Raw genomic sequence first — 23,623 nt, 5'->3', positions numbered from 1 at the left:
GAGAAGCAATGCTAGCGCATGCGTCGGGGGCTCGCGAATCAGGCGTGTCCGCCCTGAGGGGCCCGTGCGGCCAAGGCTACGGTCGTGTGACGATCGGCCGGAAGCACGGATGTCGGCGCTCGGATTCGGGCAGGATGGCGGGATGACCGAGCCCGCTGCCGAGCCCGTCGACACCACCCCCGCCGACGCGTCCGCCGCTCCCGCATCCGCCTCCGAGACGACGGGCGAGCGCACCCCGCTGCTGCGCGTGCGGGATCTGCAGGTGACGTTCCGCACCATGGCCGGCACCGTCGACGCCGTGCAGCACGTGTCGTTCGACGTCGAGCACGGCGAGACCGTGGCGATCGTGGGCGAGTCGGGCTCCGGCAAGTCGACGACGGCGATGGCGATCATCCGCCTCCTCGCATCGAACGCGACGATCGCGAACGGCAGCATCCAGCTCGAGGGTCGCGAGCTCGTGGGCCTCGCGGAGTCGAAGATGCGCGACCTGCGCGGCAACGAGATCGGCATGGTGCCGCAGGACCCGATGTCGAACCTCAACCCGGTCTCGAAGATCGGCACGCAGGTCGCCGAGACGCTGCTCGTGCACAAGAAGGCCACGCGACGCGACGTCGGCGCCAAGGTCGTCGAGGCCCTGTCGGCCGCGGGCCTCCCCGACGGCGAGGCGCGCGCGAAGCAGTACCCGCACGAGTTCTCGGGCGGCATGCGCCAGCGCGCGCTCATCGCCATCGGCCTCGCGTGCGCGCCGCGCCTGCTCATCGCCGACGAGCCCACGAGCGCCCTCGACGTGACGGTGCAGCGCACGATCCTCGATCAGATCGACACGCTCACGCGCGAGCTCGGCACGTCGGTGCTGCTCATCACGCACGACCTCGGCCTCGCCGCCGAGCGCGCGTCGAAGGTCGTCGTCATGCACCGGGGTCGCGTCGTCGAGGCCGGCCCGGCCGCCGAGATCCTCTCGAACCCGCAGCACGAGTACACGAGGGCGCTGGTCGCCGCCGCGCCCTCGGTCGCTGCGGCCCGCGCCGAGGTCATCGAGCACGGGCAGGACGATGCAGCGGCGACCGCCGACAACATCGTCGAGGTGCAGGGGCTCACGAAGGTCTACCCCGTGCGCGGCGGCGACGACTTCACCGCGGCGAAGGACGTGTCGTTCGTCATCCCCCGCGGCCAGACGGTCGCGATCGTCGGCGAGTCCGGCTCGGGCAAGACGACGACGGCGCGGATGCTGCTGAAGGCGGTCGAGCCGACGTCGGGCTCGATGCTGTTCGACGGGCAGGAGATCGCCGACCTGAAGGGCGCCGAGCTGCGCTCGTTCCGCCAGCGCGTGCAGCCGGTCTTCCAGGACCCGTACTCGTCGCTCAACCCCTCGTTCACGATCGGCCGCATCGTCGGCGAGCCCCTCGAGGCGTACAAGCGCGGCTCGCGCGCCGAGCGCCGTGCGCGCGTGCACGAGCTCATGGACCAGGTGTCGCTGCCGCAGTCGATGCTGCGCCGCTACCCCGGCGAGCTCTCGGGCGGGCAGCGCCAGCGCGTCGCCATCGCCCGCGCGCTCGCCCTCAAGCCCGATCTCATCATCTGCGACGAGCCCGTGTCGGCGCTCGACGTGCTCGTGCAGTCGCAGATCCTGCACCTGCTGGGCGAGCTGCAGCGCGAGCTGGGCCTGTCGTACCTCTTCATCTCCCACGACCTCGCGGTCGTGCGCCTCATCAGCGACCACGTCGCCGTCATGCAGCGCGGCGAGATCGTCGAGCAGGCGCCGAGCGAGGAGCTCTTCCAGAATCCGCGCCACCCGTACACGCGGCAGCTGCTCGCATCCATCCCCGGTGCGGAGCTCGGCGCCGCCTGACGCTGCCGCGCGCGAGTGGTCGCTCGATGCGGCTGAGTGGTCACTCGATGCTGCTCCGGCGCCGGATCCGCAGCATCGAGTGACCACTCCCAGCGGCGCTACGCCTTCCGCTGGCGCGGGTCGAGCGCCTCGCGCAGCGACTCGCCGAACAGCGTGAAGCCGAGCGCAGTGATGGCGATGCAGATGCCGGGCAGGAACGCCAGGTGCGGCGCGATCGCCAGCTCGTTCTGCGCGTAGGTGAGCATGCGGCCCCACTCGGCCGTCTCGGGGCGTCCGCCGCCGAGACCGAGGAACGACAGCGCCGCCGCGTCGATGACCGCGGTCGCCAGCGCGAGCGTCGCCTGCACGACGACGGGACCGAGCGAGTTCGGCAGCACGTGGCTCATCGTGATCGTGCGACGCGACAGACCGAGCGTCTGCGCGGCGAGCACGTAGTCGGCCGAGCGCTGCTGCAGCATCGACGAGCGCAGCAGGCGCGCGAAGATCGGCACCTGGCTCGCACCGATGGCGATCATCACGGCGGCGGGCGTCTGCCCGAGCACCGCAGCGATCGACACCGCGAGCAGCAGGTTCGGCACCGACAGCAGGATGTCGACGACGCGCATCACGACGTTGTCGACCCAGCCGCCGAAGCCGGCAGCGATGAGGCCGAGCAGCATGCCGCCGGCGAGGCCGAGCGCGGTCGAGACCAGTCCGATGAGCAGCGACGCCTGCGCGCCCCAGATGAGCTTCGACAGCACGTCGCCGCCGAAGCGGTCGAGGCCGAGCGGGTATTGGGCGAGCTCGCCGGGCACGGGGATGCTCGTGGGCGTGATCTCGGCACGACCGGGCAGCGCCGTGCCTGCGAACGGCGCGAGGATCGGCGCGAGGATCGCGACGAGCACGAACAGCAGCACGATGGCCGCGCCGGCGATCGCCTGCGGGTTGCGGCGCATCCGCGCGAACGCGGCACCCCAGACGCTCGTGCCGGCCTCGCGGGGCGCGGGCCCCTTCGGCTCCTGGGGCTCGGGGGCGATGCTCGCATCGCTCGCGGGAGGGAGGACGGCGCTCACTGGACACGCACCCTGGGATCGATGAACGAGTAGCTGACGTCGACGACGAGGTTGATGAGCGCGTAGCCGACCGCGATGAAGAGGATGAAGCCCTGCAGCACCGGGAAGTCTCGGGCGAAGATCGCCGAGGCGAGGAACTGCCCGACCCCGGCGAACGCGAACACCGTCTCGGTCAGCACCGCTCCGGAGATGAGCAGCCCGACCTGCAGGCCGATGGTCGTCACCACCGGCAGCATCGCGTTGCGCAGCACGAACCGGTCGCGGATGGTCGACTCGAGGATGCCCTTCGAGCGGGCGGTCCGCACGTAGTCGGCACCGAGCACGTCGAGCACGCTCGCGCGGGTGATGCGCACGATGATCGCGAGCGGGATCGTGCCGAGGGCGATGCCGGGCAGCACGAGATGCAGGAAGGCGTCGCCGGCGGCGTCGAGCTCGCCGGTGAGGAACCCGTCGAGCACCCAGAAGCCGGTGGCGTGCGTCGCATCGATGCGCGGATCCTGCCTGCCGTCCGGCGGGAACCAGCCGAGCTGCACCGCGAAGACGTACTTGAGGATGAAGGCGAGGAAGAACACGGGCACGACGATGCCGAGCAGGCTCAGCACGACCGAGCCGTGGTCGATGGCGCGCCCGTAGTGCTTCGCCGCGAGGTAGCCGAGCGGGACGCCGATGAGGACGGCGAAGAGGATCGCGAACGTCGCCAGCTCGAGCGTCGCGGGGAACCTGCGCGCGAACTCCTCGAGCACGGGCCGGCCCGTCTCGATCGAGACGCCGAAGTCGCCCGTGACCAGTCGTCCCATGTAGGTGACGTACTGCTCCCACAGTGGGCGGTCGAAGCCGTAGAGCGCGTTGATGCGCTCGATGGCCTCAGGGGTCGCACGCTCGCCGAGGAGCGCGGTGGCGGGTCCGCCCGGGAGGGCGCGGACCCAGAGGAACAGCAGCAGGCTCAGTCCGACGAGGGTCGGGACGAGGAGCAGGAGCCGCTTGCCGATGACTCGGAGCACGGAGGCCTTTCGTCAGGTGCGGACGGGAGGGGCCTCTGCAGGCCCCTCCCGCCCATGGTCATGCGCTCGTCGAGGCTACGACGTGAGCACGATCTGGTTGAACACCTCGTCGTTCACCGGGCTCGTCGGGTACGACTCGACGCGCTCCGAGAACGCCAGCGACGGCGCGGGGTGCGCGAGCGGCACGCCGGGGATGAAGGTCGCGACCTCCTCGTTGATCGCCTCGTAGAGCGGGATCTGCGCGTCGAGGTCCGGCTCTGCACGCGCGGCCTCGAGGTCGCTGAACAGCTGCTCGTTGTCGAAGCCCCACTCGTTGGACTGGCTGCCGAAGAAGACGCCGAGGAAGTTGTCGGTGTCGTTGTAGTCACCCGTCCAGCCGAGCAGGTGGATGCCGTGGTCGGCACCGCCCTGGATCCGGTCGAGGTAGTCGGGCGACCAGGCGTTCGGCTGCGGGTCGACCGTGATGCCGACCTCCTCGAGCTGCGCGGAGAGGTTCGTGAAGATCTCCTCCGGGTTCGGCATGTACGGACGCGAGACGTTCGTCGGGTAGTTGAACTGCAGCGTGAAGCCGTCGGGGTAGCCGGCCTCGGCGAGCAGCTGGCGCGCCGCCTCCGGGTCGTACTCGTACTCGGTGACCTCGTCGTTGTAGCCCGCGACCGACGGCGGGATGAACTGGTTGGCGACCTCGGTGCCCTCGGGCAGCGTCTGCGACACGAGCTGGTCGCGGTCGATCGCCATCGTGATGGCCTGGCGCACGCGCACGTCCTGCAGCTCGGGCACCGCCTGGTTCATGCCGAGGTAGAGGATCGTGAACGGGTCGCGCGACTCGATGAGGTAGCCGTCGTCCTCGAGCGCTGCCGCGTCGGCGGGGCTCACGAGGTCGTAGCCGTCGATGTCGCCGGCCTCGAGCGCCTGGCGGCGTGCGGTCGGGTCGTCGATGACGCGGAAGATGATCTCCTGCACGTCGCCCTGCTCGCCCCAGTAGTCGTCGTAGGCGCTCAGCTGCAGCTGCGAGCCGACCTCCCACGAGTCGAAGGAGAAGGGACCGGTGCCCACGGGGTGGCCGGTGGCGTACTCGGAGAGCGTCGGGGCCTCCTCGGTGCCGCCGACGTCGTCGGCGCCGAACTCCTCGAGCGCCGCGGGGCTCTGCATCGCGAACGCGGGCAGCGAGAGGGCGGCGATGAAGCCGGCGAACGGCTTCGCGAGCGTGACGGTGGCGACGAGGTCCTCGTCGGCGGTGCACGACGCGTAGACGGCGTCGGCGGGGCTGTCGGCGTAGCCCTTGAAGAGGCTCGTGTAGTAGTAGGCCATGCTCTCGGCCTGCGCGACGCCCGTGAAGTTGTACCAGCGGTCGAAGTTCGCGCACACCGCGGTGGCGTCGAAGTCGGTGCCGTCGTGGAAGGTCACGCCGTCCTGCAGCTGGAACGTGTACGAGAGGCCGTCGTCCGACTGCTCCCAGCTCTCGGCGAGCAGCGGCGCGGGGTCGGCCGTGCCGGCCTCGACGCCGACGAGGCCCTCGAAGATCTGGCGCGAGACGCGGAACGACTCGCCGTCGCTCGCGAACGCGGGGTCGAGGCTCGCGGGGTCGCTCGAGGCGGCGAAGACGAACGTCGAGTCGACGTCGCTGGCCTCGCCGGGCTCGTCGCGGTCGCTCTGCACGCAGCCGACGAGCGCGACGACTGCTGCGGTGCCACCGGCGAGCGCCGCGAGTGCGCGGCGCCGGGATGCGGGTCGGGACACGGTGACCTCCTGGGTCTGGTGCTGTGACGGGCGTACGGCCGACGCCGACCGGGTCGGCGGCGTCGCACGCGTTCCCCGTACGCTACCGGCGCGCCGTGGTCCAGACCGCCGAGACGGCGAGGTCGTGACCGGACCGTGACCAGCAGCGGCGCGGCAGGCGTCTCAGGATGCGCGGTCGAGCGGATCGGGGTGCAGCACGACGCCCGATCCGGCGCCCTCGGCGTCAGACGATGGCAGCGGTGCGCACCATGCTGCGCACTTCGTCGAACGTCGCGCGCACGGCCGCCTCGAGCGTCTCGCCTCCCGCGCGGTCGACCCAGCGCATCCATCCCGCGCGCAGCGCACCCATGGCGACGAGCGCGGCGATGCGGCCGCGCTCGTGCGGACGATCGGAGCCGTCGAGCGTCGCCCGGCGCTCGGCGAGGCGGATGAGCTGCTGCTCGATCTCGTGGCTCTGCACGACGCGGCGGGCGAAGAGCTCGGGGTGCTGCCGCATGACGTCGCGGCGCAGCAGGATGAGGTCGCGGTCGAGCTCGCGGTCGCCGAGCACGAGCAGCGCGATGGTCTCGAGCATGTCGAGCAGATCGTCGCCGACGGTGGGGTCGGCGTCGTCGGGGAACTGCATCGGCTCCCCCACGAGCGCCTCGTCGCGCGTCGCGAAGTAGTTGAAGAACGTGCGCGGGCTCACGTCGGCACGCGACGCGATCGCGTCGACCGGCGGATGCAGGTCGCCGCGCTCGAGGGCGAGCTCGAGGGCGGCACGCTGGATGGCAGCGCTGGTGCGGCGGCGCTTGCGCGCGCGCAGTCCTTCGTCCGTCATGGCACCATTGTTGCAGTCACTGCAACCTTGCACCGAATCGACGCGACGTTCAGCAGCCGTCGATGTCCCCCGACGGCGCCGTGCCGGTGAGGAAGTACTCGTTCACCGGGTCGTCGACGCACGCGTTGCCCTGGTTGTACTGCGAGTGGCCCTCGGCATCCACCGAGATGAGCACGCCGCTGGAGAGCTGCTCCGCGAGCGACACCGACTGCTCGTACGGCGTCGCCGGGTCGTTGAGCCCGCCGATGACGATGATCGGCTCGGCGCCCGGCGCCGTGATGACGTGCGGCTCGCGCGTCGCCGCGAACGGCCAGGCCGCGCACGTCGACATGCCCGAGAACTGCTGCCACAGCGTCGGCGCCACCGCACGGATCGCCTCGGCGTTCGCGCGCACCTCGGCGAAGTCGGTCACGGCGGGTGCGTCGAGGCAGTTGACCCCGATGAGGGCCTCGAACGAGTTGTCGGCGAACGTGCCGTCGGGGTTCACGCCGTAGTAGCGGTCGGCCTCGACGAACGCCGAGTCGGCGGAGCCGTTCAGCACGTCGGCGAACACCGAGCGCAGCGTGCTCCACTGCTGCGGCGAGTACAGGTTCGCCGCGACCGCCGTGAACATCGAGCTGGATCCCAGCCGGCGGCCGTCGGTCGCCTCGAGCGGCGATGCCTCGAGGTCGCTGAGCAGCGTGCCGACCTGCTGCATGCCGCCGTCGACGTCGCCCGCCGTGAACGGGCACGTGCCCACGCTCAGGCAGTCGGCCATCCAGTTGCGCAGCGCGAGCTCGAAGCCGCCCGCCTGGAAGAGCGTGCCCTCGGCGTCGGTCGCGTCGGGCGCGACCGCGGCGTCGAGCACGAAGCGGCCCACGTGGTCGGGGAAGAGGTCGGCGTACGTCGCGCCCAGCAGCGTGCCGTACGAGACGCCCAGGTACTGCAGGTGGTCCTCGCCGAGCAGCGCGCGGATGAGGTCCATGTCGCTCGCGGCCTGCTCGGTGCCCATGAACTCCAGCGCCTCGCCCGTGTACTGCAGGCATGCGTCGCCGAACTCGGCGGCGTCGTCGAGCTGCTGCTGCAGCGCCTCGTCCGACAGCGGCTCGGGCGCCGGGCCCTCCGGGATCTCCCAGAGGTAGTCGTAGAGGGTCGACGGGTCGTCGTAGCAGGTGATGGGCGTCGACTGGCCGACGCCGCGGGGGTCGAAGCCGACGAGGTTGTAGTGCTCGAGCACCTCGGGCGCGACGAGGTAGTCGGCGTACTGCTGCACGTAGTCGAGGCCAGAGCCGCCGGGACCGCCGGGGTTGTAGAGCATCGAGCCCCACACCTCGCCGTCGGCGGGGCGCACGATCATGCTCACCTCGATCGATCGGCCGTCCTCGGGGGTGAACCAGTCCATGGGCGCGTCGATCGTGCCGCACGTGTAGCCGCCGGCGCAGAGGGTCCAGTCGACGTCCTGCGCGTAGTACGGCTCGAGGCCGGCATCGACGTCCTCGCCCGTCGGCGTGAAGTCGAGGGGCTGGCCGCTCGCGGGCGTCGTCGGCGTCGTGCCGCCCGGGCCCGGGACGAGGCTCGGCGGCAGCACGATGCAGCCCGAGAGCGCGACCGCGATGGATGCTGCGAGCGCGACGGCGATGCCGCTGCGGCGGAGCCTCGATGCCATGGAGGGGTCCCTTCGTCCGCGCTCATGCTACGGGCGCACGGCCGGACGCGGGCTGGTCAGCGCTCGTCGGGCGCGGCGACGACGACGAGCAGCGCCTCGAGCGCCAGCAGCGCCGGCACGTTCGCCTCGATCCGCTCGCGCGCCACCTGGATGGCGTCGAGCACCGCGAGCGAGTCCTCGGGGCGACGACCCCGGGCCGCCTCCTCGATGCGCGGCTGCTGCGCCGCGTTCACGAGCTCGTGCGCGACGCCGAGCTGCGTCAGGAGGATGTCGCGGAAGAGCGAGAGCAGGTCGACGAGGATGCGGTCGACGCCGTCGCGCAGGCCGCGCTTGGCGCGCTCCTTCTGCAGCGACTCCAGCTCGCGCAGCTGCTTGCGCAGCTGCGGCGGCACCGTGCCGCCGGGCGCGATGCCCATCTGGCGCAGCGCCTGGTCGCGCTCGGCCGCGTCCTGGTCGGCGCCGAGCGCCTCGGCGTCGGCGCCGGCGATCTCGACGAACCGCGCGGCGGCGAGCACCGCGTGCCCCGCGGTCTGCACGCGCAGCGCCAGGTCGAGCGTCTCCGCCCTCCGCGCCCGCGCCTCGTCGTTCGTCGCGAGCCTGCGCGCCATGCCGATGTGGCTCTGCGCCTCGCGTGCGACCTGCGCTGCGAGCGCGGGGTCGACGCCGTCGCGCTCCACGAGCAGCCGCGCCACGGCCTCAGGGTCGGGCACGCCGAGCGAGACGGTGCGCACGCGCGAGCGGATCGTCGGCAGCAGGTCGGACTCGCCGGGGGCGCACAGGATCCACACCGTGTCCTCCGGCGGCTCCTCGAGCGCCTTCAGCAGCGTGTTCGACGTGCGCTCGACCATGCGGTCCGCATCCTCGACCACGACGACGCGGTGCCGCGACGACGCGGGCGACATCGACGCCCGCTGCACGGCGTCGCGCGCGGCGTCGATCTTGATCGTCACGCCCTCGGTCGCGAGCACGACGAGGTCGGGATGCGTGCGCGCCGCGACCTGGATGGCGACGCGCTCGTCGATCGTGCCCGCGGGCGACAGCAGCGCCGTCGCGAACGCGAACGCGAGGTTCGAGCGCCCCGACCCCGGCGGCCCCGTGATGAGCCACGCGTGCGTCATCGCCGACGTGCCGGGCGATGCGGCCGCGCGGCGCAAGGTGGCGACGGCGTCGTCCTGGCCGATGATCTCGCCCCAGGGATCCGTCGTCATCTCAGCCCTCCAGCACCGCGGCGACGCGTGCGCGCACGGCGGCGTGGATCTCGTCGGGGCTGCCGGCGGCGTCGACGACGAGGAAGCGCTCGGGCTCGGCGGCGGCGAGGGCGAGGTACTGGGCGCGCACGCGCGCGTGGAGGTCGTCGGGCGCCTCCTCGAGCCGGTCGTACGGCGCGTCGACCCGCTCGGCCATGCGGCGCCGCCCTTCCGCGGGATCGAGGTCGAGCAGGATCGTGAGGTCGGGCAGCAGCCCGTCGACGGCCCACAGCGACAGGTCGCGCACCTCGTCGGTGCCGAGCACGCGGCCCGCGCCCTGGTACGCCACCGAGGAGTCGAGGTAGCGGTCCTGCAGCACGACGTCGCCGCGCTCGAGCGCGGGGCGCACGAGCGTCGCGACGTGGTGCGCGCGATCCGCGGCGTACAGCAGCGCCTCGGCGCGCGGTGCGACGTGGCCGCGGCGGTGCTGCACGAGGTGACGGATCTCGACGCCGAGGTCGGTGCCCCCGGGCTCGCGCGTCGTCACGACCGTGCGCCCCTCGCCGCGCAGCCACTCGGCGAGCATCGCCGACTGCGTCGACTTGCCTGCGCCGTCGCCGCCCTCGAGCGTGACGAAGAGCCCTGCCACGGCGCCTACTTCTTGGCGGGCGTGCGTCGCTTGGCGGGTGCCTTGCGCGCCGCGGGCTTCTTCGCAGGGCCCTTGTCGCGCTTGATCTGCAGCAGCTCGACGGCGCGCTCGAACGTGACGGCCGAGACCTCCTCGCCGCGCGGGATCGTCGCGTTCGTCTCGCCATCGGTCACGTACGGGCCGAAGCGGCCGTCCTTGACCTTGATCGGCTTGCCGCTCACGGGATCCGCGTCGAACTCGGCGAGGGCCGACGACTGGCGGCGAGCGCCGTACTTCGGCTGCGCGAGCTTCTCGATCGCCTGCTCGAGCGTGATCGTGAAGATCTCGTCCTCGCTGTCGAGCGAGCGCGTCTCGTCGCCCTTCGTGATGAACGGGCCGTAGCGGCCGTTGCGCACCGTGATGGGCGTCGCGGACTCGTCGGCCGGGTCGACGCCGATCGTGCGCGGCAGCGACAGCAGCGCGACGGCAGCGTCGAGGTCGATCGACTCGGGCGTCATGGTCTTGAAGAGCGAGGCCGTGCGGGGCTTCGGCGGCTTCGGCACGCGCTTGGGCTTGCCCGTCTTCGTGAGCTGCGGCTCGGCCGGGGTCTCGGGCTCGGGCTCGACCTCCTGCACGTACGGGCCGAAGCGGCCGTCCTTCACGATGATCGACTTGCCGGTCTCGGGGTGCTCGCCCAGCACGCGCTCCTCGACGGGCGGCGCATCCAGCAGCTCCTGGGCGCGCACGAGCGTGAGCTCGTCGGGCGTGAGCTCCTCCGGCACGTTCGCGCGCTGGATCGTGCCCTGCTCGTCGGTGCGCTCGAGGTAGGGGCCGTACTGGCCGACGCGCAGCGTGACGCCCTCGCCGAGGTCGATGGAGTTCACGGCACGCGCGTCGATCTCGCCGAGGTTGCCCACGACGTCGCGCAGTCCCGGCTTGCCGTCGTGGCCGCGATAGAAGCGCGTGAGCCACTCGACGCGATCGGCGTCGCCGTCGGCGATGCGGTCGAGGTCGGCGAGCATCTCGGCGGTGAAGTCGTAGTCGACGTACTGGCCGAGGTGCTCCTCGAGCAGGTTCATCGTCGCGAACGCGATCCACTCGGGCACGAGCGCGCCGCCGCGCACGGTGACGAAGCCGCGGCGCACGATCGTGTCGATGATCGACGCGTAGGTCGAGGGTCGACCGATCTCGAGCTCCTCGAGCGCCTTGACGAGGCTCGCCTCGGTGTAGCGCGGCGGGGGCGTCGTGACGTGATCCTTGCGGTCGAGGCTCTTCAGCCCGAGGGCGTCCTTCGCCTTGACGTCGGGCAGCGTCGCATCCTGCTCGGCGTCGTCGGCGTAGCGATCGACGTCCTTGCCCTCCTCGTACGCCTGCAGGAAGCCGGGCTCGGTGATGACGGTGCCGGATGCGGTGAGCTCGGCGACGCCGCGGCTCGTCTTCGCCGACGCGATCGTGATCGTGGCCGTCTGGCCGGTCGCGTCGATCATCTGGCTCGCGACCGTGCGCTTCCAGATGAGGTCGTAGAGGCGCTGCTCGTTGTCGGTCAGCTTCCCCGCGAGCGACTTCGGCGTCGAGAAGGCGTCGCCGGCCGGGCGGATGGCCTCGTGCGCCTCCTGCGCCGACTTCGACTTGCCCGAGTAGAGGCGCGGCGCCTGCGGCACGGCACCGTCGCCGTAGAGGGCGACGGCCTGCGTGCGCGCGGCCGAGATCGCCTGCGCCGACAGCGACGGCGAGTCGGTGCGCATGTAGGTGATGTAGCCGTTCTCGTAGAGCGACTGCGCGACCGACATCGTCTGCTTCGCCGAGAAGCGCAGCTTGCGGCCGGCCTCCTGCTGCAGCGTCGACGTCGTGAAGGGCGCCGAGGGGCGGCGACGGTAGGGCTTCGACTCGACGCTCGCGACCTCGAAGGCCGATGCCTCGAGCTCCTCGGCGAGCGAGGCGGCGGCCTCGGCGTCGAGGATCGTGCGCACGCCCTTGACCTGGCCGCGGTCGTCGAAGTCGGAGCCGGTCGCGACGCGCGCGCCGTCGAGGCGCACGAGGCGGGCGAGGAACTCCTTGCCCTCCGCGTCGAACGTCGCGGCGAGGCTCCAGTAGGCGGCCGGCACGAAGGCCATGCGCTCGCGCTCGCGGTCGACGATGAGGCGCGCCGTGGGCGACTGCACGCGACCGGCCGACAGGCCCTGCCGCACCTTGCGCCACAGCACGGGGCTCACCTCGTAGCCGTAGAGACGGTCGAGGATGCGTCGGGTCTCCTGCGCGTCGACGAGGTCCATGTCGAGCTGGCGCGTGTTGTCGCGTGCGTGCTCGATGGCCTCCTTCGTGATCTCGTGGAAGACCATGCGCTGCACGGGGACCTTGGGCTTCAGCACCTCGAGCAGGTGCCACGCGATGGCCTCTCCCTCGCGGTCCTCATCCGTCGCGAGGATGAGCTCGTCGGCGTCCTTGAGCGCCTTCTTGAGCTCGGTGACCGTCTTGCGCTTGTCGTCGTTGACGACGTAGTACGGCTCGAAGGCGGAGTCGACGTCGACGGCGAACTTGCCGAACGGACCCTTCTTCATGTCCGCAGGGAGGTCGCGGGGGCTCACGAGGTCGCGGATGTGCCCGACCGATGCCAGGACCTTGTAGCCCTCGCCGAGGTAGCGCTCGATCGTCTTGCCCTTCGCAGGGCTCTCGACGATGACGAGCTTCGTGCCGTCTGCCAACGCTCTTGTCCTTCCCGCTGACGCGCCCTCACCATACATGCGCCGTACGACGCCACCGCGCACACGGCGGGCGGCGTTCGCCGCTGGCGTGCGGATGGGGTGCGCGCGTCACGCGTCGTCGGCCCGCGCATCGGGAGGACCGGCGACGGCGGTGCCCCGCACGGGCAGACCGCCCGCGTCGGCCACGACGATCGTCGCCGTGAGCCCCTCGAGCGAGCAGGCGACGACCGACGCTCCGTTCGCCGCCGCGACCGTCCCGGCGCGGGTGCACGGATCGTCGGACGACCAGCCGGCTGCTGCGTCGGCCGCCGAGAGCGCCGCGGCATCCGCTGCGGCGTCGACGCGCGCCGACGCCACCACGAGACCGCAGGCGCCGAGCGTCACGCTGCCCGCGACCACCGCCGCCGCCACGATCGCGAGCGCCAGCACCGCGCCCGCGCCGCGATCGTCGGCGAGCCCCGCCGCGCTCACCGGCCGCCCGCGTCCGCGCAGCTCGACGCTGCGAGCGGCACGACGCCGCCGAGCGCCGTCGTCTGCAGCGTGACGCACACGAGCTCGCCCGTCACGGCCACCTCGATCGCCGCGTCACCCGCATGGGGCTCGGGCGCGTCGCCGCGCGCCGCGGCGCGGGAGGCGTCGCCCGCCGCGTCCTGCAGCGCCACCTGCCGAGCAGCCGCGCCGACGCCACCGATCGCGAGCGCCGCGATCACGACGACGGCGGGCAGCGCCGCAGCGAGCTCGGCCGTCACCGCGCCGCGCTCGTCGCGCACGCCGCCCGCGCGTCGCATCACTGCTGCACGGTCAGCGCGCGCTGCACCATGTCGGTGAGCACCTGCCGCACCTCGTCGCTGCGCAGGATCACCACCAGCAGCCCGGCGAATCCGACGGCGGCCATCGTCGCGATCACGTACTCCGCGGTCGCGGCGCCCGTCTCGTCGTCGACGAGCCTCCTGAGCCTGTCCATGTCCGCTCCTCCTTCCTCTCCTGCGCGCCTCGTCGACGCGCGGGGGTCCAGGGTCGCCGCGGAGAGCCCGGGCCGTCGGCGCAGACCGGCGCGATGTGGATGCGCCGCACCTGTGGAGCCGAGCCCGCGCGGCGCTCGCGCAGGAGCGCGCTGCTTCACTGGACGGATGAGCGTGCCCCTCGACCAGCCGCACTACGGCATCGGCCCCGCCGGCATGGTGCGCTTCCTGCGGAAGTACGCGACGTTCCGCGGTCGCGCGAGCCGCAGCGAGTTCTGGTGGGCGCAGCTGACGCTCGCGCTCGCGAGCGTCGTGCTGCTGATGCCGGGCGCCGTCGTCGTGGTGCTGCTGGCTCGCGACGCGCTGGCGGCGATCGACGCCGATCCCGGCCTCGTCGCGGCCGCGCCGGGCATCGTGGTCCAGCGCGCGCTGCCGGGGCTCGCCATCATGGCGCTCGGCGGCCTGCTGCTGCTCGCCCTCGCGGTGCCGACGCTCGCGCTCGGCTGGCGACGGCTGCAGGATGCGGGGCTCCCCGGTGGCCTGATCCTGGCGTTCACGCTCGGCGGTGCCGTGCTCTCCGGCGTGCTGCTCGTCACGGGGCTCGCGGCGTTCGTGCCCGGCTTCCTCGCGTCGTCCGAGCGCGGCGCACGCTACGAGCGCAGCGCGACCCCCGCGCTCTCCCCCGACGTCGCACCCGCCGCGTGGCAGCGCGAGGCGGCGTGGAGCGCTCATCCCGCGCAGCGGTGGCAGGCCGCGCAGCCTTGGCAGCAGCAGCCGTCGCCCGACGCCGGGCCGAACGCCGACGCGCAGCGCTGACCTCGGCCGGTCTCAGACGATCGGCACGATCGTCTGCGCGAGCATCGTGAGCACGAGCGGCACGATCGCGAGCAGCCCGAAGGCGGGCAGCACGCAGACGCCGAGCGGCACCACCAGGCGCACGGATGCGCGCTCGGCTCGCTCCTGTCCGTCGAGGCGCTCGCGCACGCGCGCCGCGTCGGCCTCGGCCTGCAGCAGGCCGACCGCCGGCACGCCGGCAGCCTGCGCGATGCGCAGCGTCTCGTCGATCGCCTCGCCGTCGACGCCGACGACGTCGTGCGTCGCGAGCGCCGAGGCGACGATCGCGCGCGCCCGATCGACGCCGACGCCGCCCGCGAGCGCGACCGCGACGAGCTCGAGCTCGAGCCCCGCCGTCGGCGAGCCCGCGGATGCCGCGCGCACGATGCGCCGCGTCCACGCCCAGGCGGCGCCGCCGAGGCCGAGGCCGGCCGCGAGCGCCGCGAGCCCGATCGGCGAGCCGAGCAGTGCGCCGACGGGGTCCATCCCGAGCAGCATCCCGAAGCCGATGCCGACGAGGGGCAGCGCCGCGACGACCTTCGCCGTCGAGCGGGGCGCGGCGAGCGCGACGTCGACGGCGCGCAGGCTCGCCGCCCGGTCGCGCAGCGTGCCCGCGAGCCGCGCGAGCACGCCGGCGACCGGCGCACCGGACTCGGCGGCGACGTCGAGCACCGCGTCGCACAGCCGCCACGCCTCGGCGTGCGCGGGCTCCCGCGTCGCCCGATCCACGCCCACGTAGCCCCATGCCGCGTGCAGCGGCACGCCGCCCGCCGTGACGGCCGCGACGCGCTGCACGTGCGTCGCGACCGCCTCGAGGTCAGCGCTGCGCATCCACGACCTCCAGCCGGTCGCCGCGCATCGCGAGCGCGCCGAGCGCAGCGACGCGACGTCCGCCGGGCGTGCGCTCGACGTGCAGCACGGCGTCGAACGCGCTCACCGCCTGCCTGGCGAGCGCGGCGGGCGAGAGCCCGGCGAGCGCGCCGAGCGCCTCGAGCCGCGCCGGCACGTCGGCGAGCGCGTTGGCGTGCAGCGTGCCCGCTCCCCCGTCGTGCCCGGTGTTGAGCGCCGCGAGCAGCTCGCGGATCTCGGCGCCGCGGCACTCGCCGAGCACGAGCCGATCGGGTCGCATCCGCAGCGCCTCGCGCACGAGCCTCGCGAGGTCGACCTCGCCGGCGCCCTCGAGGTTCGCCTGCCGCGTCTGCAGCGCGACGACGTGGTCGTGCCGGATGCGCAGCTCGGCGACGTCCTCGATCGTCACGATGCGCTCGCCCGCGGGCGCGGCCGAGAGCATCGCCGCGAGCAGCGTGGTCTTGCCAGAGCCTCCTGCGCCCGTGACGAGCAGGTTCGCCCGGCGTCCGACGAGCTCATCGATGCGCTCGCGCCGCACGAGCGCGAACGCCCCGGTCGCCTCGAGCGCGTCGAGGTCGAGCCGCTCGGCCCGCGGCAGCCGGATGGACAGCTGCGTGCCCTCGACGGCGATCGGTGGCAGCGCCACGTGCACGCGGATGCCGTCGTGCAGGCGCACGTCGACGCACGGCGACGCCTCGTCGACGTGCCTGCCACCGGCTGCGACGAGCTCGACCGCGAGCGCCCGCACGCGCGCCTCGTCGAGCACGAGCGACGTCGGCGTCGCGCCGGCACCGCGGTCCACCCAGGCGCGCCCAGCGGCGACGAACACGTCAGTCACCGCCTCCTCGCCGACGAGCGCCGCGAGCTCGCCGAACTCGTGCATGGGCGCACCGCCCGTGCCGAGGCGTGCGGCGCCCCTGCGTGCCTGCCCTGCGACGAAGGGGATGCCGGCCATGCGCAGGATGCTGCCGCGCATCCCTCGTCTCGCGGGCGCCCGCATCCACGGCCTGTGGACGAGCGCCGCCTGTGGAGCCCGTCCGGCGCCGTGAGCGCCGCGGCACATGGAAGGCGGCGCCCATTGGGGGGAACGGGCGCCGCCGCAGGCGCACGGATCGGGGGAATCCGACGCAGGCCTGCCGTGTCGACACGGGATCGACAGTTCCGGAGCATACTCCGCCGCGTCCGCCCTGCCCACAGGCCGCAACCGTTCGCAACCGCGTCGCCTCGGGCGTCGCATAGGGTCGGAGGGTCACGTCCGCATGCAAGGGAGCACCCGACATGACCGACCACCTCACGCATCTCGCCGACGCGGAGCAGCGCACGTTCGCGCCCAGCGACGCGTTCCGCGCCCAGGCCATCGCCGACGAGGGGATCTACCGGGAGGCCGACGCCGACCGCCTCGGGTTCTGGGCGGACCGGGCCCGCGACCTGCACTGGCACCGCGACTTCACGGAGGTGCTCGACTGGCAGCCGCCGCATGCGCGCTGGTTCTCGGACGGGCAGCTGAACGTGGCCTACAACTGCCTCGACCGTCACGTCGAGGCAGGCCTCGGCGACCGCGTCGCCCTGCACTGGGAGGGCGAGCCGGGCGACCAGCGCACCATCACGTATGCGGAGCTCACCGACGAGGTCAAGCGCCTCGCCAACGTGCTGCAGGCGCACGGCGTGGGGGACGGCGACCGCGTCGCCATCTACCTGCCGATGCTGCCCGAGGCCGTCGCCGCCATGCTCGCGTGCGCACGCATCGGCGCCATCCACTCCGTCGTGTTCGGCGGCTTCAGCGCCTCCAACCTGCGCATGCGCATCGACGACGCGAAGGCGACCTTCGTCATCACGGCCGACGGCACGTGGCGCAAGGGCAAGGTCTTCCCGCTCAAGCCCGTCGTCGACGACGCGCTGCGCGAGCCCGGCCACGACGTGTCGGGCGTGCTCGTGGTGCGCCGCGGCGAGAACGAGGTCGAGTGGGTCGAGGGCCGCGACCGCTGGTACCACGAGGCGATGGCCGAGGTGGAGGCCGACCACGAGGCGCTGGGCTTCGACGCCGAGCACCCGCTCTTCATCCTCTACACGTCGGGGTCCACGGGGAAGCCGAAGGGCATCCTGCACACGTCGGGCGGCTACCTCACGCAAGCCGCGTTCACCCACCGCACGGTGTTCGACCTGCACGCCGAGACCGACGTGTACTGGTGCACGGCCGACGTCGGCTGGATCACGGGCCACTCGTACGTCGTCTACGGCCCGCTCGCGAACGGCGCGACGCAGGTGCTCTACGAGGGCACCATGGACACCCCCGGCCCCGAGCGTCCCTGGGAGCTCGTCGAGCGCTACGGCGTCACGATCTTCTACACGGCGCCGACGGCGATCCGCACCTTCATGAAGCTCGGCCGGCAGCACGTGCAGTCGTCGGACCTGTCGAGCCTGCGCGTGCTCGGCACGGTGGGCGAGCCCATCAACCCCGAGGCATGGCTCTGGTACCGCGAGGTCGTGGGCTCGAACCTCACGCCGATCGTCGACACGTGGTGGCAGACCGAGACCGGCGCGATGATGATCGCTCCTCTGCCCGGGGTCACGGCCCTCAAGCCCGGCAGCGCGCAGGTGCCACTGCCCGGCATCGCGATCGACGTCGTCGACGACGCCGGCGAGCCCGTGACCGACGGGTCGGGCGGCCTGCTCGTGGTCACCGAGCCGTGGCCGTCGATGCTGCGCACCATCTGGGGCGACGACGAGCGGTACCGCGAGACGTACTGGGAGAGGTTCGGCGACCGCTACTTCGCCGGCGACGGCGCACGCAAGGACGACGACGGCGACATCTGGCTGCTCGGCCGCGTCGACGACGTCATGAACGTGTCCGGCCACCGCCTGTCGACGGCCGAGATCGAGTCGTCGCTCGTGGCGCACGAGTCGACGGCCGAGGCGGCCGTCGTCGGCGCATCCGACGAGACGACCGGCCAGGCCGTCGTGGCCTTCGTCATCCTCAAGGCGCGATTCGCGGATGCGCAGAGCGTCGAGGAGTCGGAGGCGACGCTGCGCGAGCACGTCGGCACCGACATCGGCAAGATCGCGCGGCCGCGCCAGGTGTTCATCGTGCCCGACCTGCCGAAGACCCGCTCCGGCAAGATCATGCGCCGCCTGCTGCGCGACCTCGCAGAGGGCCGCGACCTCGGCGACACGACGACCCTCGCCGATCAGGGCGTCGTGGAGGCGATCCGCTCGCAGCTCCGCTGACCAGAGCATGGAGGTCTTCGGCCGCTTGCGATGTCGCAAGCGGCCGAAGACCTCCAACGGTCTTGCGGCTAGGCGAACTCGGCGATGAGCTCGATCTCGACCGGAGCGTCGAGCGGCAGCTCCGCGACGCCCACGGCCGAGCGGGCGTGCACGCCTGCGTCGCCCAGCAGCTCGCCGAGCAGCTCGGAGGCGCCGTTCACGACGCCCGGCTGGCCCGAGAACCCGGGCGCGCTCGCCACGAAGCCCGTCACCTTCACGATGCGCGTCACACGGTCGAGCGAGCCGATCTGCGACTCGACGGCTGCCAGGGCGTTGAGGATGCACGTGGCCGCGTAGCCCTTGGCGTCGTCGGCCGACACCTCGGCGCCGACCTTGCCGGCTGCCGGGAGCGCGCCGTCGACGAAGGGCAGCTGGCCGGACGTGAAGACGAGGTTGCCAGAGACGACGGCGGGCACGTAGGCCGCGACGGGGGCTGCGACGGCGGGCAGCGAGAGCCCGAGCTCGGCCAGGCGGGCCGCGACGCTCACGCCTTCGGCCGCTTCAGGAAGGCGATGAGGCCGCCCTCGGCGCCGGTCGCGATGTGCACGAGCTCCCACCCGTCGGCGCCCCAGTTGTTGAGGATCGCGGTCTCCTTGTGGATCAGGAGCGGTGTCGTCGCGTACTCCCAGGTCGTCATGGGGCCTCCTCGCCTCGCGGGCGTTCATAGATGGGTGCCGTACCCTCGCTAGCATGCCAGCCCGCTCGACCGCCAAGCACGCGCCGGGTTCCCTGCTCGGGAGCCTCCTCGGCCTGATCGGCTTCTCCGTCGTCGCCGGCCTCCTCGTGAGCGCCACCGTGACCCCTGCCGTCGCCGTCGCATCCAGCACGGCCAACAGCGGTCTCGACATCTTCGAGAACCTGCCGGAGTTCGCGCAGATCGACGAGCAGTCGGAGGTCTCGACGATCTACGGCACGCTCGACGGCAACGCCGTGCCGATCGCAGAGTTCTACAGCCAGAACCGCGAGATCATCACCCTGGCGCAGGCCGGCCAGTGGGCACCGCTCGCCGCCATCGCCGGCGAGGACCGCCGCTTCTACGACCACGGCGGCGTCGACGCCCCGTCGATCGCCCGTGCGGCGCTCGGCCAGGTCACGGGTGGATCGGGTGGCGCGTCGAGCCTCACGATGCAGCTCGTGCGCCAGCAGATCGTCGAGGTGGCGTGCCAGATCGTCGACCCCGACACCGACGAGCGCATGGACCCGGAGCTGTGCGCCGACCAGACGACCGACTCGTACGGTCGCAAGCTGCAGGAGATGCGCTTCGCCATCGGCCTCGAGCAGCGCTACACGAAGAACGAGATCCTCGCCGCGTACCTGAACATCGCGAACTTCGGCAACGCCACCTACGGCATCCAGGCCGCCGCGCAGCGCTACTTCGGCGTGAACGCGTACGAGCTCACGATCGCGCAGGCCGCGTCGATCATGACGATCGTGCAGAACCCGTCGACGCTCAACCTCTTCTCGCCCGACAACTACGAGCGCAACGAGGTGCGACGCAACTACATCGTCGACGCGATGCTCGACGTGGGATACATCACGCAGGAGCAGCACGACGAGGCCGTCGCGACGCCCGTCGACGACGCCTTCATGAACGTCCAGCCTGCGCAGAACGGCTGCATCGCCTCGTACTACGGGTCGACGGCGTTCTTCTGCGACTACGTCACCGAGCTGCTGCAGAACCCGCAGGCCGACGGCTCGTACATCCTCGGCGGCGACCGCGACGCATCCACCCGCACGCTCGCCCTCGGCGGCATGTCGATCTACACGTCGATCGACGTCGGCCTCAACGAGGAGGTGCAGGGCACGCTCGACGAGTTCGTGCCGAACGACGAGACGCGCCTCGAGTACGGCGGCGCCGTGACGATGCTCGAGGTGTCCACCGGCAGGGTGCTCGCGATGGCCCAGAACAAGGACTACGACGACACCGAGGCGCACGATCCCCTCACCGAGACGGGCATCAACTTCAACGTCGGTCCCGAGTACGGCGGCGGCAACGGCTTCCAGCCGGGATCCGGGTTCAAGATCTTCACCCTCGCGGCGTGGATCCAGGCCGGCTACTCGGTGAACACGTCGCTCGACACCTCGCGGCGCGAGCGCACCGTGCCGACCTGCATCGGCCCGTCGCGCTTCGATCCGCAGAACAACGAGGGCCTCAACTCGAGCCGCTCGACCGTCACCGACATCTTCGTGAACTCGCTCAACACGGGCACGATCGAGATGGGCACGCGCCTCGACGTCTGCGACGTGCTCCGCACGGCCGAGTCGATGGGCACGACGCCCGCCGAGGGCGGCTCGTTCCTCGACCAGCGCTACATCGACCGTGGCGACATCGGCGCATCCGCCCTCATCGGTGGCTCGACCAACGTGACGCCCATGGGCATGGCGGAGGCGTTCCAGACCATCGCGAACGGCGGCGTGCACTGCGAGCCCATCGCGATCGACCGCATCGTCGCCCGCGACGGCACCGAGCTGCAGCCGCCGCAGCAGGACTGCGAGCAGGCCATCACGCCCGAGGTCGCCTCGGTCATGCAGTTCGTGCTGCAGGAGGTCACGAACCGCAACCCGCTCAACAACCCGCCCGGCAACGCCCCCGTCATCTCGAAGACGGGCACGAACGACAACGTCGTGCAGACGTGGGTCAACGGTGCCTCCTCGAGCGTCGCGACGAGCGTGTGGGTCGGCAACATCCGCGGCCAGGTCGGCATCTTCGGCCTCGGCGGCAGAGCGATGTGGAACGTCAGATCGTCGGTCTTCACCGGCGTCATGGCCTCGGCCCTCGAGCGCTACCCCGGCGGGCAGTTCCTGCAGCCCGACGCCGAGACGCTGCAGGGCAACGCCATCGCGCTGCCCAACGTCGCCTCGATGACGCCCGAGGAGGCGCGCGCGACCCTCGAGGGCGCAGGCTTCTCGGTCGTCGTCGGCGCGACCGTGGCGGGCGCGCAGGAGGCGGGCCGCGTCGAGTACACCTCGCCAGGCGCCGACTCGCTCGTGCTGCCCGAGACCTCGGTGACGCTGCTCATCAGCGACGGCTCGCAGTTCACGCCACCCGACGCCGCGATCCCCGACCTCGAGGGCCAATCGCTCTCGGATGCCAGATCGTCGATGAGCTCCGCAGGCTTCGATCCCGCGAACCTGCAGATCACATGGGCGCAGGCCGGCAACGGTCAACGCTGCCAGGTGCTCGACCAGAACCCCGATCCCGGCACGAACGGGCCCGCGTCATCGCCCGTGTCGATCGTCGTCGGCTCGACCCGCGACGGGCAGGATCCTGGCTGCTGACGCTCCCGGGCGCGCCCTCGGCATCGCCGCGGGCGCGCTCGTCGGCGTCGGCGTCGTGACGGCCGCCTACGCGACGCTCGTCGAGCGCACGGCCTTCCGCGTGCGGCACGAGACCGTGCACGCGCTGCCGCCCGGCAGCGCGCCGCTGCGCGTGCTGCATCTCGCCGACCAGCACCTCGCGCCGTGGCAGCGAGGCAAGGTCGAGTGGCTGCGATCGCTCGCCGCGCTCGAACCCGACCTCGTCGTCTCCACGGGCGACGCCCTGGGGCACCGCGACGCGATCCCTGCGCTCGCCGACTCGCTCGAGCCGCTGCGGGGCATCCCCGGCGTCTTCGTGCATGGCTCCAACGACCTGTACGGTCCCGTGCTGAAGAACCCGCTGCGGTACTTCCGAGGCCCGTCGTCGAAGGGGGCCGTGCACCGTGAGCCCGACCTCGACACCGCTGCGCTCGAGGCCGCCTATGCCGATCTCGGCTGGCTCGACCTCGACGACCGAGCGCGGGCGCTCGAGATCGCGGGCACGCGCCTCGAGCTCTTCGGCACGCACGACGCCCACCACGGCTGGGATCGCACCGACGTCATGCGCGACGAGCTCGCGACGCTGCGCGCGGAGGCGGACTGGAGCCCGGGCACGCGCGGCCCCGTCGCGATCGGCGTCACCCACGCCCCCTACCGGCGCATCCTCGACATGCTCGTCGACGAGGGCGCCGACGTCGTCTTCGCCGGCCACACGCACGGCGGTCAGGTGCGCATCCCCGGCGGTCACGCGCTCGTCGCCAACTGCGACGTGCCGCTCGACCAGGCGTCGGGCCTGTCGACGTGGCGCCACGGCGCCGACTCGGCCGCGCTGCAGGTGTCGCAGGGCATCGGCACGTCGATCTACGCGCCGTTCCGGCTCGGCACGCCGCCCGAGGCCGTGCTGGTGTCGCTGGAGGCCCGCCGGATCGGCTAGCATGGACAGGTTGCTGCGCAAGCGGCAGCACCGGGGTGTGGCGCAGCTTGGTAGCGCGCGTCGTTCGGGACGACGAGGCCGCAGGTTCAAATCCTGTCACCCCGACCAAGGTCCTCATCGAGGAACGGTCACGAGGCTCAGCGAACGCGGAGGTCCCCAGGACCTCCGCGGGTTCAAATCCTGTCACCCCGACCACACTGGGAAAGCCCCCCTCCGAGCGAGGGGGCTTTCGCTGTGTCGGACTGCGCTCAGGCGAGCACGCCGCCGGACTCGCGCAGGTAGCACGTCGCGCACAGCGACTCGTAGGCCACGGCGGCGCCGTCGATCGCCACCTGGTCGCCCTCGAACACGAAGCGCTCGCCCACGCGGCGGCCGTTGAACAGCGCCTTGCGCCCGCACCGGCAGATCGTCTTCAGCTCCTCGAGCGAGTGCGCGATCTCCATGAGGCGCGCGGACCCGGGGAACGCGTGGGTGCGGAAGTCGGTGCGGATGCCGTAGGCGAGCACGGGCACCTCGTGCAGCACGGCGATGCGCAGCAGGTCGTCGACCTGCTCGGGGCCCAGGAACTGCGCCTCGTCGACGAGGAGGCATGCGACGAGGTGTCCGCCCGGGTCGCCGCCCGTCGCGTGCACGAAGGCCCCGAGCATCGACTCCCCCGGCGCGACGCAGAAGTCCGCATCCCGGGTCACGCCGAGCCGCGAGACGATCGCGCCGTCGCCCTTGGTGTCGGTCGCGGGCTTCGCCAGCAGCACCCGCTGGCCGCGCTCCTCGTAGTTGAAGGCCGCCTGCAGCAGCGCCGTCGACTTGCCCGAGTTCATCGCCCCGTAGCGGAAGTAGAGCTTGGCCACGAGGAACCAGG

The 23,623-nt window shown here is 72.2% G+C and carries 21 protein-coding genes and 1 tRNA gene; 6 read left to right on the top strand and 16 right to left on the bottom strand.

Features of this window, described 5'->3' with window-relative positions; all coding sequences use genetic code 11:
- Positions 1-142: 142 nt before the first annotated feature.
- On the top strand, positions 143-1,849 hold the full coding sequence (locus tag FS793_RS12130) for an ABC transporter ATP-binding protein (protein WP_144720756.1): 1,707 nt from the start codon (positions 143-145) through the stop codon (positions 1,847-1,849).
- Positions 1,850-1,947: 98 nt separating this feature from the next.
- Here FS793_RS12130 and FS793_RS12125 read toward each other — a convergent pair whose 3' ends face one another.
- The 11 genes from FS793_RS12125 to FS793_RS12075 form a co-directional block, all read right to left on the bottom strand.
- Positions 1,948-2,901 carry an ABC transporter permease gene (locus FS793_RS12125; protein WP_144720755.1) on the bottom strand — a complete coding sequence of 318 codons (954 nt, stop codon included), beginning with the start codon at positions 2,899-2,901 and terminating at the stop codon, positions 1,948-1,950.
- Positions 2,898-3,902: an ABC transporter permease gene (locus tag FS793_RS12120; protein WP_144720754.1), complete on the bottom strand. Its 1,005-nt coding sequence runs from the start codon at positions 3,900-3,902 to the stop codon at positions 2,898-2,900. Before FS793_RS12120 ends, FS793_RS12125 begins: the two co-directional genes overlap by 4 nt.
- 75 nt (positions 3,903-3,977) lie before the next feature.
- On the bottom strand, positions 3,978-5,642 hold the full coding sequence (locus FS793_RS12115; protein ID WP_144720753.1) for an ABC transporter substrate-binding protein: 1,665 nt from the start codon (positions 5,640-5,642) through the stop codon (positions 3,978-3,980).
- Positions 5,643-5,865: 223 nt separating this feature from the next.
- On the bottom strand, positions 5,866-6,462 hold the full coding sequence (locus tag FS793_RS12110; RefSeq protein ID WP_144720752.1) for a TetR/AcrR family transcriptional regulator: 597 nt from the start codon (positions 6,460-6,462) through the stop codon (positions 5,866-5,868).
- A gap of 49 nt (positions 6,463-6,511) precedes the next feature.
- On the bottom strand, positions 6,512-8,107 hold the full coding sequence (locus tag FS793_RS12105; protein ID WP_144720751.1) for an alpha/beta hydrolase: 1,596 nt from the start codon (positions 8,105-8,107) through the stop codon (positions 6,512-6,514).
- 56 nt (positions 8,108-8,163) lie between these two features.
- Positions 8,164-9,315 carry a DNA polymerase III subunit delta' gene (locus FS793_RS12100; protein ID WP_144720750.1) on the bottom strand — a complete coding sequence of 384 codons (1,152 nt, stop codon included), beginning with the start codon at positions 9,313-9,315 and terminating at the stop codon, positions 8,164-8,166.
- Position 9,316: 1 nt separating this feature from the next.
- Positions 9,317-9,943: a dTMP kinase gene (gene tmk, locus FS793_RS12095; protein ID WP_144720749.1), complete on the bottom strand. Its 627-nt coding sequence runs from the start codon at positions 9,941-9,943 to the stop codon at positions 9,317-9,319.
- Between the two features lie 5 nt (positions 9,944-9,948).
- Entirely contained in the window at positions 9,949-12,624 is a 2,676-nt protein-coding gene (gene topA, locus FS793_RS12090; protein WP_144720748.1) for a type I DNA topoisomerase, read from the bottom strand.
- Between the two features lie 108 nt (positions 12,625-12,732).
- Complete coding sequence (locus FS793_RS12085) at positions 12,733-13,095, bottom strand: Rv3654c family TadE-like protein (RefSeq protein ID WP_186329487.1); 363 nt, start codon at positions 13,093-13,095, stop codon at positions 12,733-12,735.
- Positions 13,092-13,412 (bottom strand): hypothetical protein, encoded by a 321-nt coding sequence (locus FS793_RS12080; protein ID WP_144720821.1) that lies wholly within the window; start codon positions 13,410-13,412, stop codon positions 13,092-13,094. Before FS793_RS12080 ends, FS793_RS12085 begins: the two co-directional genes overlap by 4 nt.
- Positions 13,412-13,588, bottom strand: coding sequence for a DUF4244 domain-containing protein (locus FS793_RS12075; protein WP_144720746.1), 177 nt, complete (start codon positions 13,586-13,588; stop codon positions 13,412-13,414). The genes FS793_RS12080 and FS793_RS12075 overlap by 1 nt, the downstream gene beginning before the upstream one ends.
- A gap of 166 nt (positions 13,589-13,754) precedes the next feature.
- On the opposite strand from FS793_RS12075, the gene FS793_RS12070 reads away from it, so the two are divergent.
- Positions 13,755-14,402 (top strand): DUF805 domain-containing protein, encoded by a 648-nt coding sequence (locus tag FS793_RS12070; protein WP_186329486.1) that lies wholly within the window; start codon positions 13,755-13,757, stop codon positions 14,400-14,402.
- Positions 14,403-14,414: 12 nt separating this feature from the next.
- Here FS793_RS12070 and FS793_RS12065 read toward each other — a convergent pair whose 3' ends face one another.
- Positions 14,415-15,251, bottom strand: coding sequence for a pilus assembly protein TadB (locus tag FS793_RS12065; RefSeq protein ID WP_144720744.1), 837 nt, complete (start codon positions 15,249-15,251; stop codon positions 14,415-14,417).
- The gene (locus FS793_RS12060) at positions 15,238-16,224 is read right to left on the bottom strand and encodes a TadA family conjugal transfer-associated ATPase (protein WP_144720743.1); all 987 of its coding nucleotides are present in this window, start codon (positions 16,222-16,224) and stop codon (positions 15,238-15,240) included. Before FS793_RS12060 ends, FS793_RS12065 begins: the two co-directional genes overlap by 14 nt.
- A 323-nt stretch (positions 16,225-16,547) precedes the next feature.
- On the opposite strand from FS793_RS12060, the gene acs reads away from it, so the two are divergent.
- Positions 16,548-18,494: an acetate--CoA ligase gene (gene acs / locus FS793_RS12055; protein WP_144720742.1), complete on the top strand. Its 1,947-nt coding sequence runs from the start codon at positions 16,548-16,550 to the stop codon at positions 18,492-18,494.
- Positions 18,495-18,562: 68 nt separating this feature from the next.
- Here acs and FS793_RS12050 read toward each other — a convergent pair whose 3' ends face one another.
- Positions 18,563-19,021 (bottom strand): RidA family protein, encoded by a 459-nt coding sequence (locus FS793_RS12050; protein WP_260980140.1) that lies wholly within the window; start codon positions 19,019-19,021, stop codon positions 18,563-18,565.
- Entirely contained in the window at positions 19,018-19,170 is a 153-nt protein-coding gene (locus tag FS793_RS16630; protein ID WP_260980139.1) for a DUF4177 domain-containing protein, read from the bottom strand. Before FS793_RS16630 ends, FS793_RS12050 begins: the two co-directional genes overlap by 4 nt.
- 53 nt (positions 19,171-19,223) lie before the next feature.
- Here FS793_RS16630 and FS793_RS12045 point away from each other — a divergent pair, with 53 nt between their 5' ends.
- From FS793_RS12045 to FS793_RS12035, 3 genes are all read left to right on the top strand, one after another.
- Positions 19,224-21,812, top strand: coding sequence for a transglycosylase domain-containing protein (locus FS793_RS12045; protein ID WP_144720740.1), 2,589 nt, complete (start codon positions 19,224-19,226; stop codon positions 21,810-21,812).
- 55 nt (positions 21,813-21,867) lie between these two features.
- A complete protein-coding gene (locus FS793_RS12040; RefSeq protein WP_260980138.1) occupies positions 21,868-22,764 on the top strand; it encodes a metallophosphoesterase in 897 nt (298 codons plus the stop codon).
- A gap of 31 nt (positions 22,765-22,795) precedes the next feature.
- Positions 22,796-22,872, top strand: a tRNA-Pro gene (locus FS793_RS12035).
- Between the two features lie 140 nt (positions 22,873-23,012).
- On the opposite strand, the gene FS793_RS12030 is transcribed toward FS793_RS12035, so the two are convergent.
- Positions 23,013-23,612: a thymidine kinase gene (locus FS793_RS12030; RefSeq protein WP_144720738.1), complete on the bottom strand. Its 600-nt coding sequence runs from the start codon at positions 23,610-23,612 to the stop codon at positions 23,013-23,015.
- Between the last annotated feature and the right edge of the window lie 11 nt (positions 23,613-23,623).

The organism is Agrococcus jejuensis, assembly GCF_007679035.1.
Taxonomy (GTDB): Bacteria; Actinomycetota; Actinomycetes; order Actinomycetales; family Microbacteriaceae; genus Agrococcus; species Agrococcus jejuensis_A.
Note: the sequence above shows the minus strand (reverse complement) of the source record. Positions and strands in the feature narration are given on the sequence as shown.